Annotated in this window: 17 protein-coding genes; 7 read left to right on the plus strand and 10 right to left on the minus strand. The window is 44.4% G+C overall.

What is annotated here, in order from left to right; translation table 11 throughout:
• The first annotated feature begins 72 nt into the window (after positions 1–72).
• The 5 genes from nrdD to L5M29_RS06230 all read left to right on the plus strand — a co-directional run bounded on the left by nrdD (position 73) and on the right by L5M29_RS06230 (position 5,131).
• Positions 73–2,190 carry an anaerobic ribonucleoside-triphosphate reductase gene (gene nrdD / locus L5M29_RS06210; RefSeq protein ID WP_263166782.1) on the plus strand — a complete coding sequence of 706 codons (2,118 nt, stop codon included), beginning with the start codon at positions 73–75 and terminating at the stop codon, positions 2,188–2,190.
• Between the two features lie 118 nt (positions 2,191–2,308).
• A complete protein-coding gene (gene nrdG / locus L5M29_RS06215; RefSeq protein WP_263166784.1) occupies positions 2,309–2,770 on the plus strand; it encodes an anaerobic ribonucleoside-triphosphate reductase-activating protein in 462 nt (153 codons plus the stop codon).
• 114 nt (positions 2,771–2,884) lie between these two features.
• Positions 2,885–3,241: a YibL family ribosome-associated protein gene (locus L5M29_RS06220; protein ID WP_028760414.1), complete on the plus strand. Its 357-nt coding sequence runs from the start codon at positions 2,885–2,887 to the stop codon at positions 3,239–3,241.
• Positions 3,242–3,514: 273 nt separating this feature from the next.
• The gene (gene ribA / locus L5M29_RS06225; protein WP_006087423.1) at positions 3,515–4,129 is read left to right on the plus strand and encodes a GTP cyclohydrolase II; all 615 of its coding nucleotides are present in this window, start codon (positions 3,515–3,517) and stop codon (positions 4,127–4,129) included.
• A gap of 57 nt (positions 4,130–4,186) precedes the next feature.
• Positions 4,187–5,131, plus strand: coding sequence for a hypothetical protein (locus L5M29_RS06230; RefSeq protein ID WP_263166786.1), 945 nt, complete (start codon positions 4,187–4,189; stop codon positions 5,129–5,131).
• A 51-nt stretch (positions 5,132–5,182) separates the two neighbouring features.
• On the opposite strand, the gene L5M29_RS06235 is transcribed toward L5M29_RS06230, so the two are convergent.
• The 5 genes from L5M29_RS06235 to L5M29_RS06255 form a co-directional block, all read right to left on the minus strand.
• On the minus strand, positions 5,183–5,638 hold the full coding sequence (locus tag L5M29_RS06235) for a FlxA-like family protein (RefSeq protein ID WP_263166788.1): 456 nt from the start codon (positions 5,636–5,638) through the stop codon (positions 5,183–5,185).
• Between the two features lie 169 nt (positions 5,639–5,807).
• Positions 5,808–6,191, minus strand: coding sequence for a VF530 family DNA-binding protein (locus L5M29_RS06240; RefSeq protein ID WP_219252843.1), 384 nt, complete (start codon positions 6,189–6,191; stop codon positions 5,808–5,810).
• 182 nt (positions 6,192–6,373) lie between these two features.
• A complete protein-coding gene (locus L5M29_RS06245) occupies positions 6,374–7,834 on the minus strand; it encodes a carbon starvation protein A (RefSeq protein WP_219252841.1) in 1,461 nt (486 codons plus the stop codon).
• A 199-nt stretch (positions 7,835–8,033) separates the two neighbouring features.
• On the minus strand, positions 8,034–8,744 hold the full coding sequence (gene btsR / locus L5M29_RS06250) for a two-component system response regulator BtsR (protein WP_263166789.1): 711 nt from the start codon (positions 8,742–8,744) through the stop codon (positions 8,034–8,036).
• On the minus strand, positions 8,741–10,438 hold the full coding sequence (locus tag L5M29_RS06255; protein WP_263166790.1) for a sensor histidine kinase: 1,698 nt from the start codon (positions 10,436–10,438) through the stop codon (positions 8,741–8,743). The genes btsR and L5M29_RS06255 overlap by 4 nt, the downstream gene beginning before the upstream one ends.
• Positions 10,439–10,566: 128 nt before the next feature.
• On the opposite strand from L5M29_RS06255, the gene L5M29_RS06260 reads away from it, so the two are divergent.
• A complete protein-coding gene (locus tag L5M29_RS06260; RefSeq protein ID WP_131524333.1) occupies positions 10,567–10,809 on the plus strand; it encodes a YecH family metal-binding protein in 243 nt (80 codons plus the stop codon).
• Positions 10,810–11,151: 342 nt separating this feature from the next.
• On the opposite strand, the gene L5M29_RS06265 is transcribed toward L5M29_RS06260, so the two are convergent.
• From L5M29_RS06265 to L5M29_RS06285, 5 genes are all read right to left on the minus strand, one after another.
• Positions 11,152–11,496, minus strand: a complete 345-nt coding sequence (locus L5M29_RS06265) for a replication protein RepA (RefSeq protein ID WP_263166791.1) — start codon at positions 11,494–11,496, stop codon at positions 11,152–11,154.
• Complete coding sequence (locus L5M29_RS06270) at positions 11,483–12,151, minus strand: AAA family ATPase (RefSeq protein ID WP_028760405.1); 669 nt, start codon at positions 12,149–12,151, stop codon at positions 11,483–11,485. The genes L5M29_RS06265 and L5M29_RS06270 overlap by 14 nt, the downstream gene beginning before the upstream one ends.
• 76 nt (positions 12,152–12,227) lie before the next feature.
• Positions 12,228–12,530 (minus strand): PilZ domain-containing protein, encoded by a 303-nt coding sequence (locus tag L5M29_RS06275; RefSeq protein ID WP_212599906.1) that lies wholly within the window; start codon positions 12,528–12,530, stop codon positions 12,228–12,230.
• 158 nt (positions 12,531–12,688) lie between these two features.
• A complete protein-coding gene (locus L5M29_RS06280) occupies positions 12,689–13,093 on the minus strand; it encodes a phosphate-starvation-inducible protein PsiE (RefSeq protein ID WP_263166792.1) in 405 nt (134 codons plus the stop codon).
• A gap of 257 nt (positions 13,094–13,350) precedes the next feature.
• Positions 13,351–13,860, minus strand: coding sequence for a DUF2062 domain-containing protein (locus L5M29_RS06285; protein ID WP_028760402.1), 510 nt, complete (start codon positions 13,858–13,860; stop codon positions 13,351–13,353).
• A 32-nt stretch (positions 13,861–13,892) separates the two neighbouring features.
• On the opposite strand from L5M29_RS06285, the gene L5M29_RS06290 reads away from it, so the two are divergent.
• Complete coding sequence (locus tag L5M29_RS06290) at positions 13,893–16,211, plus strand: DNA internalization-related competence protein ComEC/Rec2 (RefSeq protein ID WP_263166793.1); 2,319 nt, start codon at positions 13,893–13,895, stop codon at positions 16,209–16,211.
• The last annotated feature ends 16 nt before the right edge of the window (positions 16,212–16,227 follow it).

Raw genomic sequence — 16,227 nt, forward strand, 5'->3', positions numbered from 1 at the left:
TATTGTGTTTTATGCTTTTAAAATCACTAGATGTAGTGTTAATTTTTAGGCGAGATGGAGAGGAACTGAACAATGCCAGTCGTAATTAAGCGTGATGGTTGCCGCACACCTTTTGATGAAACAAGGATAAGGGATGCAGTGAATGCCGCTGCAAACTCAGTTGGAATAGAGGATGGCGACTATGCAGCGACAGTGGCAGCGTGTATCAGTCAGAGCGTCGCGCCATTAGCTGAAGTCGATATCCACCATCTACAAGATGCGGTTGAGAATTTACTGATGGAAGGGCCGTACAAGTCCCTAGCGCGGGTGTATATCGAATACCGTCACGACAGAGATGTGTGCCGTGAAGCGACCAGTAAACTCAACCTCGAAATCCGTGGTTTAGTTGAGCAAAGTAATGCGGCTTTACTCAATGAAAATGCTAATAAAGATTCAAAAGTCATTCCTACTCAGCGGGATTTACTCGCGGGCATAGTCGCCAAACATTACGCCAAAAGTCATATTTTGCCAAAGGATGTAGTCGCTGCCCATGAAGCGGGCGAGATCCATTACCACGACCTAGATTACTCTCCGTTTTTCCCGATGTTTAACTGCATGTTGATTGATTTAGCTGGCATGTTGACCCACGGCTTTAAAATGGGTAATGCCGAAATTGAAACCCCTAAGTCTATTTCAACAGCGACAGCGGTGACCGCGCAGATTATTGCCCAAGTGGCGAGTCATATCTATGGCGGAACTACTATCAACCGTATCGATGAAGTGTTAGCGCCATTTGTTGCTAAGAGCTACGACAAGCATTACCAAATTGCCCTTAATTGGAAGATTACCGATGCCAAAGCCTTTGCCACGGCGCAAACTGAAAAAGAATGTCACGATGCATTCCAGTCTTTGGAATATGAGGTCAATACCTTACACACTGCCAATGGCCAAACACCGTTCGTGACCTTTGGGTTTGGTTTAGGCACGTCATGGGAATCACGCTTAATTCAGCAATCAATGCTCAAAGTGCGGATGGCGGGATTGGGTAAAAATCGCAAGACTGCAGTATTCCCTAAGCTAGTGTTTGCGATTCGTGATGGCATTAATCACAAAGCGGGCGATTGCAATTACGATGTAAAACAGATGGCGCTCAAATGCGCAACAATGCGCATGTATCCCGACATCCTCAACTACGAGCAAGTCGAGAAAGTGACCGGTTCATTTAAAACTCCAATGGGCTGCCGTAGCTTTTTAGGCACCTATGAAGAAAATGGCGGGCTTGTGCATGAAGGGCGCAATAATTTGGGAGTGGTCAGTTTAAACCTGCCGCGGATTGCCTTAGAAGCCAATGGCGATGAGACTGAGTTTTATCGCATTTTAGATGACAGATTAGTATTAGCCCGTAAAGCGCTGGATACCCGTATTGAGCGACTGAACGGTGTTAAAGCCCGCGTGGCACCTATCCTCTATATGGAAGGCGCCTGTGGTGTACGTTTACGGGCAGATGATGATGTGGCGCAAATCTTTAAAAATGGCCGCGCGTCGATTTCACTCGGTTACATTGGCCTGCATGAAACCATGAATGCACTCTATGGCACCCAAACCCATGTATTTGATGATGCACAATTAAGGGAAAAAGCCGTTGCTATTGTAGCTTATCTTAAAGCTGCTACCGATGCGTGGAAGGCCGAAACAGGTTATGGCTTTAGTCTGTATAGCACGCCAAGTGAGAGTCTCTGCAGCCGTTTTTGTAAACTGGATGCGAAGCAATTTGGCTTAGTCACAGGGGTGACGGACAAGGGCTATTACACTAATAGTTTCCACCTCGATGTGGAAAAAAGCGTAAATCCTTACGATAAAATTGATTTTGAACAGCCATATCCCGCTATCGCGAACGGCGGCTTTATTTGTTATGGCGAATATCCCAATATGCAGCATAACCTCGAAGCGCTGGAAAACGTCTGGGATTATAGCTACAGCCGCGTGCCTTACTATGGCACTAACACGCCAATTGATGAATGCTACGACTGTGGCTTTACCGGTGAATTTAGTTGTACCAGTAAAGGGTTCACTTGCCCTAAGTGTGGCAATCATGAGCCTAGTCGGGTTTCTGTGACGCGCCGTGTGTGCGGTTACTTAGGCAGTCCTGATGCGCGGCCTTTTAATTATGGCAAGCAAGAAGAAGTAAAACGCAGGATCAAACACTTGTAACACTATTACCTTATTTTGCCTGTTAGACTTATTCCGTGGCATCAAATAGTGCCACGGGATGAGTGTCAGTGTTAAAAGATGAAATGCACTGTGAGTGACCATCAATGAATTACCATCAATGAATTACCATCAATATTTCCCTATCGATGTGGTCAATGGCCCAGGTACCCGTGCGACCTTGTTTGTCTCTGGCTGTGAGCACCAGTGCCGCGGTTGTTATAATCAAAGCACTTGGGATCCCCGTTCTGGGCATGTGTTTGATAAAACGATGGAAGATAGGATTATTGCCGATCTTAATGATAAGCGGATTGTGCGTCGTGGTTTATCGCTTTCGGGCGGCGATCCTTTATTGCCTGTCAATCTCAGTGCCATTTTGACGCTCGTCAAACGAGTCAAGGTTGAGTGTAAGGGGAAGGATATTTGGCTGTGGACAGGTTATGTGCTCGATGAGTTGAGTGATGAACAGCGCGCCGTGTTGGCCTATATTGATGTGCTGGTGGATGGAAAATTTGAACAAAGTCTTGCCGATCCGAGTCTCGTGTTTCGCGGTAGCAGCAATCAGATCATTCGTTTGTTATAAAAGCGGTAACGAGGATCTGTAACTTGCTGCTATAATCTCAGGCCTTGACACAGACGCTAGCATAATCAGGCTAAGATTTTACTGTGGCTAACTTAGGTAATTTAAGGTAACAGAATGAATTTAAAGCAAGAACTGCAGCAGCTTAACGATAAATTAGATAAATTTCGTCGTAAACTTGCTGCGGCTGAACAAAGAGGCGATGACGTCATTATTGCCCAGTTCAAACGCGAAATCGCTGCGGTCACTAAGCAAATCGGCAGTGTGAAAGGGCAACAAACCCGCTTATTGAATAAGCAAGGGTCAGATATTAAAGGTTTGCCTTTCCATCGTGCTTTGACAAAAGCGGAACAAGCAGACATGGGCAAACTGAAAAAGTCTGTCAAAGGGCTTGTGGTAATCCACCCTATGACGGCTATCGGCCGTGAAATGGGGCTAACGGAAGTTACTGGATACGCTCCCGCAAAATTTTAATGTGGGATTGGATGTCACTGGCACGGGATCGAGTGTCGATCGCGTGTTTGTGCTCCTTGTATTTAATGCACTGCTTCGTTTTAATCCATTCCTTCGTGCTGCCCATCGAAAAGACATTCATGTTTGGTTTAGTTGATTAAAACACTAAAGTATTTCTGGATTGTTCGAAAACACTTTAGAATAGTGCGCTTAGTTGGCTAAGTGCCTAATCCTCGTTTTGTTTCTAGGGATCTTATTCGTCTCATGGAATGAGAGTTGTCGTTAAGGTTAAGTATGTCGATAAAATATGTCGCGACGTCAAAGTTACCCACTCCTTGGGGCGTGTTTGCCATGCATGGTTTTGAAGATACCGAATCAGGTAAAGAGCATGTTGCGCTCACATTCGGTACGCTCAGTGCGGATGAACCTGTGTTGGGCCGTATTCATTCCGAGTGTTTAACCGGCGATGCTTTATTTAGCTTGCGTTGTGACTGTGGTTTTCAGTTACAAGCTGCCATGCAAAATATTGCGGAAACGGGCAGTGGCTTTATCCTCTATTTACGCCAAGAAGGCCGTGGCATTGGTTTGCTGAATAAAATTCGCGCCTATGAGCTGCAAGATAAAGGCGCCAACACGGTTGAAGCCAACGAGCAACTCGGTTTCGAAGCGGATATGCGTAAATACGACATGATCAAGCCTATGCTGGAACAGATAGGGGTGAAGCATGTGCGTTTGATGACCAATAATCCGCGTAAAGTGAAAGCGATGAAGGAGTTTGGCATCGAAGTGGTTGAGCGCGTACCACTGCAAGTTGGTAAAAATCGTTATAACGAAGCGTACTTAAAAACTAAATCCACTGAGCTTGGACACATGATGTCTGAATATCATTTTATGGATGAAAATAAGTAGTTTTGTCATCATAAAGAGTCGACCGATTGAGTTAAAAATGAGGAAGGTTTAAGTCAATTGAGCCATTGTTTCAGTCGGTTGCTATTAAGCTTGTCGCTAATGTGCTTGGCATTACTGAGCGTTATTCCTACCACCTTTGCCGATAGTGTCTCTGCTACAAATACATTCGTATCTGCATCTCAAGCGGATTATTCCGACTTTTCTATCAATCATGCACCTAATAATGCTAATGGTAGTAATCCGATAGAAACTAGCACTAATCCAAATTCTGTTTACGCCTTTGGTAGTTATCTTGGCACTGGCGTTTACCGCGCTGCAAACCAAAATGCCACCGTCGTTAGCATTCCGTTAAGCTTTGATTTGAAGAAAGATAGCGGTAGCCAAACTTGGTTACGGTTACCTATCTCCTTTGGCTTTTTTGATTATTTAGCCAAAGATATCACTGAAGGTGAGTTGCCGTCGTCGATAGGTACTATGACAGTTACCCCAGGTTTTGAGCATCATTGGCAGGCGAGCGAAAATACTCGAATGGAAGGGTATTTAGATATCGGTTTTGGCACTAATTTCGATAAAAACGATAACGTTGCTATTATCGCCTCAGGGATTAGTAGCTTGTATGACTTTACCTTAGCAGGGCAGGATGCTGTGTGGGTATCGAGATTACGCTTTGCTGGGTACAGCGAGCACTATGGTAAGTTTTCGGATCAATTTGCAGTACTACAAACAGGTGTTGATTTAGGGTTAGCACCACGCTGGCAATGGTGGGATCTGCAGGTGCAACCAAGGATCTTTGCCGTGGGTTATTGGTATTTCAATGAACTCAGATTTATCAGCGAGATAGAGCAAGATACCATAGTTTCAGGCAGCTATGAGGCAGGTTTTTCCCTTGCCTTTTCTAAGCCGTTAGGCGGTGAATTATTGAGTGTTGATCGCATCGGATTCAGTTATCGTCGTGGCGATGGGCTCAATGTTTGGCGTTTAATGTTTAGCTTTCCTATCTAGGTATCATCCATTACGGGATGTATTACAAAGACTATTGGTCAGTTATCTTGTCTAAGCTGACTTTTGCGCGTCGCGCATCTTCTTATCAGTCAAGGTCGCTATTTGACTACTTAGCTGCATTATTTGTTCTTGGATTAACTTACGCTGTTGCTCCGCAACCTCAGAGTCATCTCCTTTAAGTTTGGCCAGCATTTTTTGTAGTGTTTTGATCTGCTCTTTTATTTTCTGGATCTGTTGGTCGATTAACGTCATGGGCTCTTCTGACGCATCATTTTCTGTTCCATCTTTTTTTGCTGCAGCATTGTCTCTTAAAGGGGCACCTACATCTGCGGACAATGCGGCGCGGCCGGCTGAAGAAATGGAGACTGTGTCTTGAGTATCCTGCGCATCTGCTGTCGATTCATTAGTCGCCGTTTTTGTTGTGGCAGGAGTTGCTGCGATATATGCGCTCGATACCGGAGTGAAAGTTGAGCCGATTGTGGCACTGTTTATTCCATTAATGCTCATTCCATACTCCATTAGATGCAAACTGTGTTGATACTCAAATCGCTATCGGCCATTAATTGGAAAACTGAAGCTAATTTTTGGCTTATTTGGCAAAAAGCGCGATATTGCTGATGACAATACAGCCCTCAAGTGAGGGCTGTTCACGTTTTATGGCTGCAGAGGGCGAAGATTAACTGTTACCCCAAATATGGCTATTTACTTTGTCATCTGTGCTAGGTTTATCGCTTTTAACAGACTTGTCAGGGGGAGTTTGATTGGTTTTCTTCGTCGCAATTTTTGCCGCAGGCTTCTTAGCCGCTTGACTAGAGTCTGCTTTGGGTGGCGGCAAGGGTAATTTATTGGCTCTTAAATAAAGATATTCGACTTTATCCCGCGCCCACTCTGTTTTTCTCAAAAAACGTAAACTGGATTTGATGCTGGGATCGTGGGTAAAACAGCGGATATTAATTCTTTCACCTAATTCTTCCCAGCCGTATTTCTCGACTAAATAAGTGATGATCGTTTCCAGTTTAATGCCGTGGAGCGGGTTATTCGATTGATTCATATTATGCATGTTGCAGTGTGCTATGGCGGGAGTATAGCAGTTTTGTATGCCTGATACAGTGTGCAATGGTATCGAGTCAAGCTTGAATACCTTGCTAGCTCAAACCTGTGATAGCTGTTATTGGTGCAGCAGTATGATCAAAACAGGCGCAATAAAGCGCCTGTTTTAGGTTGGTCATTTGGACTGTTTGACTAGTCTTTGACTGGCTCTTTAAGCTCAGTTTCAACCGGTAAATCAATTTCGCCTTTACCTTTGGTTTTCACAATCAAGAGTGCTGTAATCACTAAGGTTGTGACTATGCCCGCTATGGTTGATACCGTCATAGGTAAACCTGCGCCTAAGGTTGACGAGTTCAGTAGGAAGGTGATAACCACAGTGGTCATAAACATCGCTGGAATTGTCGCAATCCAATGTAGTTTGTTATGTCGTAGCAGGTAAGCCGAAGCCGTCCACAGCATTAATACTGCAGTGGCTTGATTTGCTACACCGAAGTAGCGCCAAATCACACCAAAGTCCACTTGGGTCAATATGCCGCCGATAACAAACAGTGGGAGAGCTAACACTAAGCGCTTTGGTAGTGAGATTTGTGGCATATTGAAAAATTCAGCCAGAATCAAACGCGCAGAGCGGAAAGCCGTATCGCCTGAGGTAATCGGCAGAATAATCACTCCTAGGATAGCCATAAAGCCACCGATAGCGCCTAACAGACCGGTAGAGGCCTCATAGACGACGTTGGCAGGGTTACCTGACATACCCGCACTCAACCCTTCTACTCCGCCAAAGTAAGACAACGCGATGGCACACCAAAGCAATGCGATTATGCCTTCGCCAATCATGGCACCAAAGAAGACGAAGCGACCATTAGTCTCATTTTCAACGCAGCGGGCCATTAACGGTGATTGAGTAGCATGGAAACCCGATACCGCGCCACAGGCAATAGTGATGAATAGGGCAGGCCAAAGTGGCATGTCGTTCGGATTTAAGTTTTGGAAGAAATCGCCCGCTTGTACGTTAGGCAGTAAGGTATGCTCGCTTGATAGCATAATTGCGAAAGCTAAACCAAACGACATGAAGAACAATAAAGCGCCAAAGAAGGGGTACAGACGACCGATAATTTTATCGACAGGTACCACAGTTGCAATCAGGTAATAGACGAAGATTATACCAACGAAGATACTGACATCCCAACCAGTAAGCTTGCCAAGTAAGCCTGCAGGCGCAGAGATAAAGACCACACCGACTAGCAGTAACAGCACAATAGCAAACACGTTCATGAAGTGTTTGGCGCTCTTACCTAAATACTTACCCGCAAGGTTTGGCACGGATTGACCGCCATTGCGCACTGACAACATACCGGAGAAGTAGTCATGCACTGCACCTGCAAAGATACAGCCAACCACAATCCACAACATAGCTGCAGGACCATAGAGTGCACCTAAGATAGGACCAAAGATTGGGCCTACACCTGCAATGTTTAATAATTGAATTAGATAGACTTTACCTTTAGACATAGGCACAAAGTCGACGCCATCAGTTTGACTGAAAGCGGGTGTTTGACGATTAGCGTTAATGCCGAAGACTTTCTCGACAAAGGCGCCGTAGATAAAGTAGCCGCCGATCAGTAGACCGACACAGAGTAGGAACCACATCATTTTTGTTATCTCCCCATTTGAGTTCTGGCGAGTGTAAACAAGTTGTTGATATAAAACTTTGTAATTTCAATGAGTGGTCGAAAATGCAGTGTGAGCGGCAATTGGTGAGCTTAAGTGGTTACCATTGTATGTTAACGGTGAGTGTTGTTGGCCATCTTATGGCTAAAAATACGTCGCTAAGATAACTTTGGTATTGTGTTTATTGAAAGCCAAATAGCTGTTTAAGGCTTTTAAGATAGCGGCGTGATACGGGGACTTTATCGCCTAAATGAGTGGTGACTTCAGCCCCCGTATCTAACAGCTCAATTTCAGCAATCGCCTTAGGTGAAATTAAATACTGCCGATGGCAGCGCACCAGTGGGGTTTTTTCTTCGAACACTTTCAAGGTCAACTGGGTATGGACTTTGCCTTTCGTGCTGGCCACATGGATGCCGCTTAAGTCACTGAACACATATTCCACATCTTGGATTGCAATGACTTTGAGTTTATTGCCGCTGTAGCAGGGAATATGTTCAAGACTCTTTGGGGTAATGGAGTCCATAGCCTGAGGCGTTAGATTTTTACGCACGCGAGTGAGGGTTTTACTGAGTCTGTCGGCATCTATGGGTTTGAGTAAATAATCGAAGGCATGATTGTCGAAGGCTTTGACGGCAAACTCGTCGTAGGCGGTGACAAACACGATTTTCGGCATGTCATCGGGGTCGAGCATTGCAATAAGTTCCATGCCCGAAATGCGTGGCATTTGGATATCAAGAAAGATTAACTGAGGTTTTTCTTTGGTTATGCTCTGTAATGCCTCAATAGCATTGGCACATTGACCGACGATTTGGATGTCGTGTTCTTGCCCCAAAAGGTCAGCTAATTCTTCACGACCAAACAGCTCATCATCGACAATTAAACAAGTGATCACGTGCGATTATCCATATTTGATGTTTCAGGGCTTTCTATGGGCAATCTTATGGTGACACGAGTCAATTGATCGGGCTCGCACTCCACTGTCACGCCGTATTGTTCGCCAAAAATATTTTGAATTCGCTTATGCACTAAGTTCATCCCTAGACCTTCTGAGCCCTCAATGGGCTGATACAACCCGGCATTGTCTGTGACTTCTAGCTCCAGCACATCATTTTCGAGCTTGCCAGTCACTTTAATCTGCCCTTGCTCAATCATGTGCGAAGTGCCGTGCTTTACGGCATTCTCAATAATTGGCTGCAGGGTAAAGGCGGGGACTTTACAGTGGTAGAGTGATTCAGGTATCGCGATACTGACTTGTAATTTATCAATAAAACGCGCTTTTTCAATGGTGAGATAGGACGCTATGTGATCTAGCTCATCCCCAAGCGTCACTAAGCCTGTCGTTCGCTTTAAATTGATCCGTAAAAATTGCGATAACTGCTGCAGTAGCTGTTTAGACATATCAGGATCACGTTTGATAATCGCGCTAATGGTATTCAGTGCATTAAATAAAAAGTGCGGATTGACCTGAGCCTGCAGCAATTTAAGTTCGGCTTGAGTCAGTAGATTTTGCTGTTGCTCAAACCGGCCATAAAGAATTTGGTTTGATAATAGGCGGGCAATACCTTCACCTAAAGTACGGTTGATATTCAAAAAAAGTTTATTCTTAGGCTCATAGAGTTTAATCGTGCCAATGACTTCAGTATCACTGCGCAGCGGGATCACTAGACTTGACCCTAGACGGCAATGAGAAGAAATAGAGCATGCATAGGGCGTTTCAACGCCATCGGCGAACATGACCTTATTTTGATTGATGGCTTCTAAGGTGATTTTGGACGAAATCGGTGTACCAGGGAGATGGTGATCGGCGCCTATGCCAATAAAGGCTAACAGTTTTTCCCTGTCCGTGATGGCCACTGCACCCACATTGGTTTCTTCGATGACGATTTGGGCGACATGACTACTGCTTTCTTCGTTAAATCCTTTGGATAGTAATCCGACACTGCGTTCGGCAATTTTTAATGCCTTAGTCGAAAAGCTCGATGAGAGTTTATCAAACATGGTTTTTTGGTCACGGATCATGCTCATAAAGAGTGCCGCTCCCACGGAATTGACTAATAACATGGGCGGCGCGATTTGACGTACTAATTCCCATGCATCATCGAAGGGGCGTGCAACCAAAAGTATGATGCTCATTTGCATCATTTCAGCATAAAAAGTCACTAGGCAAACGAGTAATGGATTGTAGATGAGCTCACTTTTATCTGCGCGTCTTAAGTAGAAGCTTATCATCCCTGCGGATAAGCCTTCTAAGGTGGTGGAGATGGCGCAGGCTATATCAGTAAAGCCGCCCATACAGTAGCGGTGTAGCCCACCAGTCAGCCCCACCAGAAAACCAGTAACCGGTCCTCCTAATAATCCGCCCAAAACTGCGCCCATAGCACGAGTGTTGGCAATCGCTCCCGAGGTTTGCTCACCAAAATAAGTGGCCATGATGCAGAAACTCGAAAAAATCAGATACATAAAAATCTTATGTGGCAGACGAGGAGACGTTTCGGCAAAAAGTTTAAACAGTGGCGTTTTACTGACTAAGTAAACGATCACTAAGTACAGCGACATCTGTTGGGTCAGTAATAGGATCAAAGACATAATGGCTCACATTATCGTCACAGATGTCGGCGCAGTCGTCCCCATTTGAAAGTTTGTGCGCGAGATCAGGGTTCGAATTTAACCGTTAGGATATAAAGAACAATAATATTGCATCTTTAGGAGGGCATATGTCCAATTCTGTTCACGGTCATGATGTTATGGCGCTGATGGTAGCTCAAGGGGCCGCTATTATAAAGCCTGAATTAATTTCCATGATGGAGCAAAAGTTTGGCTCGGCGGCTCGATACCATACTTGTAGTTCAACTGATTTGAGTGCCGAAGCGTTAATTCAGTTACTCATAGCTAAAGGTAAGTTTCACGAAACGTCCCAAGGTATTCAACTTGTGGCTGGGCGAAGGTGTGAGCATTAATACCATATCTGTTCATTCAGCGGGAGCTCAAAGCGCTTTAGACAAGGCAAAGGCTTGAAGGCATAGTGGTGCTCTGTCAAAAGCCTTAAACGCAGTATAAAGCGCGATGCCATTAACATCAGCCGCCCTTCGGGAGCCACAGGCATTCCACTCCGGTGTTGCATTACTTAAAAGGGAATGACCATTTCTGCATCAATGCGCCTTGGATTGAGATGCCAGTGAGGCTCTGAACTGACTAACTATTTAATATGATTGGTATAATACACAGTGACTATAGTGTGTACTCATTTTATTTCGTTGATTAGTTTTAGTCACATAGACGTGTAATCGTTTTGTTGAAGCTCAGGTTTCATCGTGGCGCTTATTTGCAATTTGCTCCTGCTGTGCGGGGGGGAGTTGGGTAAATTCATTGATCAAAATACGCAGTAATCGAGATTTTGCAATATTGGTGGATTTCGATAGGGCATCAAGCTGAGAAATACTGTTTTCAGTGAGGGTAAAGGTCGCGTGGCGATAAATCTTAGTCGATTTTTTATCTAAGCCCTTAACTATGGTGTGTGTGGTGGGCGCAGCTAATAAACTCGCCTTACCTAAGGCGTAGTTATTGGCATCTTCAATGAAATCATCGACAGAAACCGGCTTGATGATTTGCTTAGGTTTCTTACGTTTAAGATCAGTTAAGCTCATAGCTATTTTCTGGTGGCATTGCGAATAACTCATCCGCTATGGCGCGGATCTCATCAGCTGCTTTCCCATCGGGTTCTATTTCGACGACTGAAGAGCCTCTTTCTTCACTGTCATCATAAATATTTCGACAAAATGTAACTGAATTTAGCACCCTTAGTCCAAAGGATTGCACCACATCTTTGGCTTCTAAAATGCGTTTAAACTGTGTGGGAAGCGCTGGACATTGGGTGAGCACTATAGTCGCGATCATTTTAGGATTCACCATCTTACACGTACTTAGCATGTCTTCCATGTGGGGTAATGTTTTGAGATCTCGTCTTTTGGGTCTGAGGGGGATCACAACATAAGTCGCTACCGACATAGCTGCGCGCATGGCTAAGTTATCTTGGCCACCACAATCTACAATTACGTAGTCAAAACGCTCATTGAGGCTGAGTAAATCATTACGAATCTTGCCGTAAAGTTGGATGCAATTAATGCTTGGGAGGCTTGGATCATTATTTCTTGCTTGGATCCAATCTGAAGTCGTGCGTTGGGGATCACAATCGACCATGAGGACGTTTGCCTGAAATTTTTGCTTAATATAAACGGCAAGATTTTGAGCGAGACAACTTTTTCCGCTACCACCTTTTTCACCACCTACCAGCAAGATCATACTGACGCCCCTTAATGAATTGTTCAATTCATTGAGTGTAGAACAGAGCCATTAAAGCTGCGAAATTTAAGTTAAATTAAAGCAGTTGCATGGCAATGTGGTAGCTTTGGTCGTGGCATTTTGCGCAGCGGCAGACTTGTCCTTTAACGGTATTTTGTTGGGTTGAATTGGGATTAAAGGTCACTTCGATGAGTTCGCCCAGTGCAAACGGATTTTTATAATCGAATAAAATGCCGCGTCTTGCTAAGTCGATACACACACCTTCATCTGTTTGCTTCATGCCTTGAGTGTCGATCCAATTCAAGACCACGCGCTCTGCTTCCATGTCGACTCGCAGCGATGTGCGTTTTTCTTCAAAACCAGTAGTATGGTCACCCATAACTCAATTGCCCCGTAAATTATTGATCTCAGTAAAACTAGCATAATTGCTTTTTGGCAGAATACCAATGTGAAAGCTAGGTCTTTGATAATAGTTTTAAAACGAGAACTGCAGGTGCCATTGATTTAGGTTTCAATAGCACCAACTCAGGTATTTGATTAATTGTCGTATTCTTGATTTTTTGGATAAGGCATTTTTAATTGGCCCCAACGAATCACAATCACGGTTGCCGCTAAAATTAGCGTCGATAATGATATTGCTGCGATACGCCAGTCTTCCATGCTCTTCATATCTAAGATTAGGTAACGGGCCAAGGCGACAATCGCAATATAAAGCGGCATACGTACTGGTAACTTACCGGATTCATAGTAGTTAGCCACCATGGCTAATACTTCTAAGAAAATAAATAACAAGAGTAAATCAGCCAGTGCGACCATACGTACAGAGATGATATGCACAATTTCTTGGCCTATTGCAACTATGGTGGCAATGGCAATAATAAATAGGACTAAGTGTTCAACGGCTTTGAGGCTTTTAGAACCATATTGATGATAAAAAGGCATGGATATTCCCTACTTGATGTTTTTATAAATAGTAACAGCAAAAATCTGTTTTTAGGGAAAAGCTAGGCGCCGCTGTGTGATTTAATTCACAGATATGTATGATCTTAAATTCGGCGCAAAGTGGAGTTAACGTGGTTGTATGCAGAAGGTGATTTACATGATGAACAAAAGGGAAGCGAGAGCGAATGTGTTAATCCGCTTATGCTGTTACCTTGACTCAATCGTTGTACCAACATAAGCGGTTTGAATATAAGAGATTATTTATTCTTGCGTTTCTGCCACTTAAACATAATTGAATATTTCCACAGATTATTAATCAGCAAATAACCGACAGCGGAAAAAACCACTCCTAGCACGAGACACCCGAGTAAGAATGCCGGACCTATGGTCGCAAGCGATGCTTCAATCCATTGCCAGCTTGCTTCGAAGGCAAAATCTTGCGGAGCATGGCCGAGTATTTTAGCACCGAGCAAATACGCCCCATAAAACATCACTGGCATAGTTAAGGGATTGGTTATCCATACTAATGCAACTGAAACAGGAATATTAACGTTAAATAGAATGGCAAAAGCCGCTGCAACAACCATCTGAAATGGCATTGGGATCCAAGCGACAAATAACCCTACGGCAAATGCGCCTGGGGCGGATTTTCGATTAAGTGCCCATAGATTGGGATTATGTAACAAGCGTCCGAACATGCGTAAGTGTTTATGCTCACGCAAGGTTTCAGGCTTAGGCATAAATCTTTTAATTAATTTTTTTGGCATATGCTGAAATTGCTGTCTTAACTTAATTCACTATGAATCGATTCATGTTTGGCTTTAGTGCCATCTTATTATCAGCGATGTTATGGCCTTCGCTGCCGCCAGTCAGTTACATACCCTACCTTGTTGTTGGGGCGTTAATCTTACACCGAAAAATCCCTGTCTGTGCAGGTGGGCTCTTTGCGGTAGCATGGCTAACTGGTTTTTGCTTAGGATTATCTAGGCAGGATTTGCCAGTGTTACAACAACCTATACAGGTAAGGGGCGAAATCATATCACTAGTTAGTCGAAACAGCGACTGGCTAAGTTTGGATATATCGCTCATTAAACCAAATTTAATCTTAGGGCCAAACGCAAAATTGCGACTCACGTGGAAAGATCCGCCAGAAGTCGATGTGGGTCAGGTTTGGCTGTTTACGTTGACACCTAAGAGCATTGCTAGCGTGCTAAATCAAGGCGGCTACAACGAACAAAAACAATTAATCAGTCAACATGTTGTCGGTAAAGGACGAGTGATTGAGGCGCAGTTACTTGCGGTTTCGCCTTCATTGCGTAATGACCTCATAAGCGCATTGATACCTGAATTAGCCTCTTTACCTCAAGGTGACATTTTACTCGCCTTGCTTTTGGGGGATAAGCATTTGATCTCGCAAGCCCGTTGGCAAGCACTAAGGCAGACTGGCACTGGCCATTTAGTCGCGATTTCCGGTTTGCACCTCTCCGTCGTCGCGGCATGGGTATACGCTTGCCTTTTGTTTGGATTGAGTCGTTTGGTGTCACATCAGAGTCGACGTAATATGACTTTTGCGTTAGTCGCGGCAGGTATAGGCGCCGCATTTTATGCCTATCTTGCAGGCTTTGGTGTGTCGACTCAGCGTGCACTCGTGATGATTTTACTGTTAATGCTACTGAGTTTATTAAAGCGATTTTCTACTGCGTGGGAGCGCTTGCTGTTTGCATTGTTTGTCGTATTGTTACTCGACCCGCTTGCTTGTTTAAGTGCGGGATTTTGGCTGTCGTTTTGTGCTTTAGGGGTGATTTTATATACCTTAGTCATCCAGCCCAAAGAGTTTACGGCTGTGTCGACTCGAAGGACGCGTGTAGGCGCGGGGCTTTTACAATTTTGGGCCATCCAGTGGCGCTTGAGCCTTGGGCTTGGATTACTGCAAGGAGCACTCTTTGGTGGTGTGAGTTTACACAGCTTGTGGATGAATATTCTAGCTGTGCCATGGTTTAGTTTTGTTGTTATCCCATTAGCTATGGCGGGATTTATATGCTGGTGGGTTGGTACTGCGTTTGGGTTCTCTTGGTTGGGACTGCTTCGCCTAAGTGATTGGAGTTTATCACCCTATGCGCAGTTGCTAGACATAAGCCCGCAATTGCCAGCCCACTGGTTAGCGCTTTCAGATACGATATTAGCCTTGGGGTTATCCGCGCTCATCGGTGGTGTGTTATGGCGCTATGTGCCTAAAAATAAAAATTATACTTCTTGGTTAAGCCTGCTGAGTTTACTGTTTATTCCCACTTTGCTTTTCTGTATTACGCTGTGGTCACCCGTTCAAAATAATCGATGGGCTATGCATTTACTGGATGTGGGCCAAGGTTTAGCTGTGGTTATTGAAAAGAATGATAGAGGGCTGGTTTACGACACTGGTGCCGCTTTTGGTGATGACTTCAGTTATGCGGAGCGGGTGATATTGCCTTTCCTAAAAGCCAAAGGCATTCAAGAGATTGATTATATTGTTATCAGCCATAGCGATAACGATCATGCAGGTGGTGCCCCTGTTTTGATTGAGGCTTACCCTAAGGCTTTAGTGATCACTGACGTGGCAGGCTTTAGCGGCCAAGATTGCCGCCCAAGGCAGATTCAATGGCAAGGGCTGAGCTTGAATTTGCTTTCTCCGCCTCAAGCGTTAGTGGGTAATAATGGTTCCTGTGTTATACGCATTGATGATGACAGGCAGAGTCTACTGCTTACGGGGGATATCGAAAAGCAAATCGAAACTTCGCTATTAAGTCGTGCCTTAAGTGGTGAGTATGAGTTACAAAGTGAAGTGCTCGTTGCGCCCCACCACGGCAGTAAAACCTCGTCAACTGAAGCCTTTATTGATGCTGTTGCACCCAAGTTAGTCTTGTTTCCTGCTGGTTTTGCTAATCGCTGGGGATTTCCAAAATCCACAGTGGTTGAACGGTATCAGCAACGGGAGATTATGGGCCTAACTACAGGTATAGAAGGGCAGATTAGTGTGATTTTTCAGCAGTCTGAGCGAGAGGTTAAGACCTATCGTGGTGATTTAGCGCCATTTTGGTACAACTCTCTGTTTAGATTTGGTGACTTGATTAATCCAGAGTAGAATGCCTACTTTGCCA

The organism is Shewanella sp. SM95, from assembly GCF_025653595.1.
Classification (GTDB): domain Bacteria; phylum Pseudomonadota; class Gammaproteobacteria; order Enterobacterales; family Shewanellaceae; genus Shewanella; species Shewanella oncorhynchi.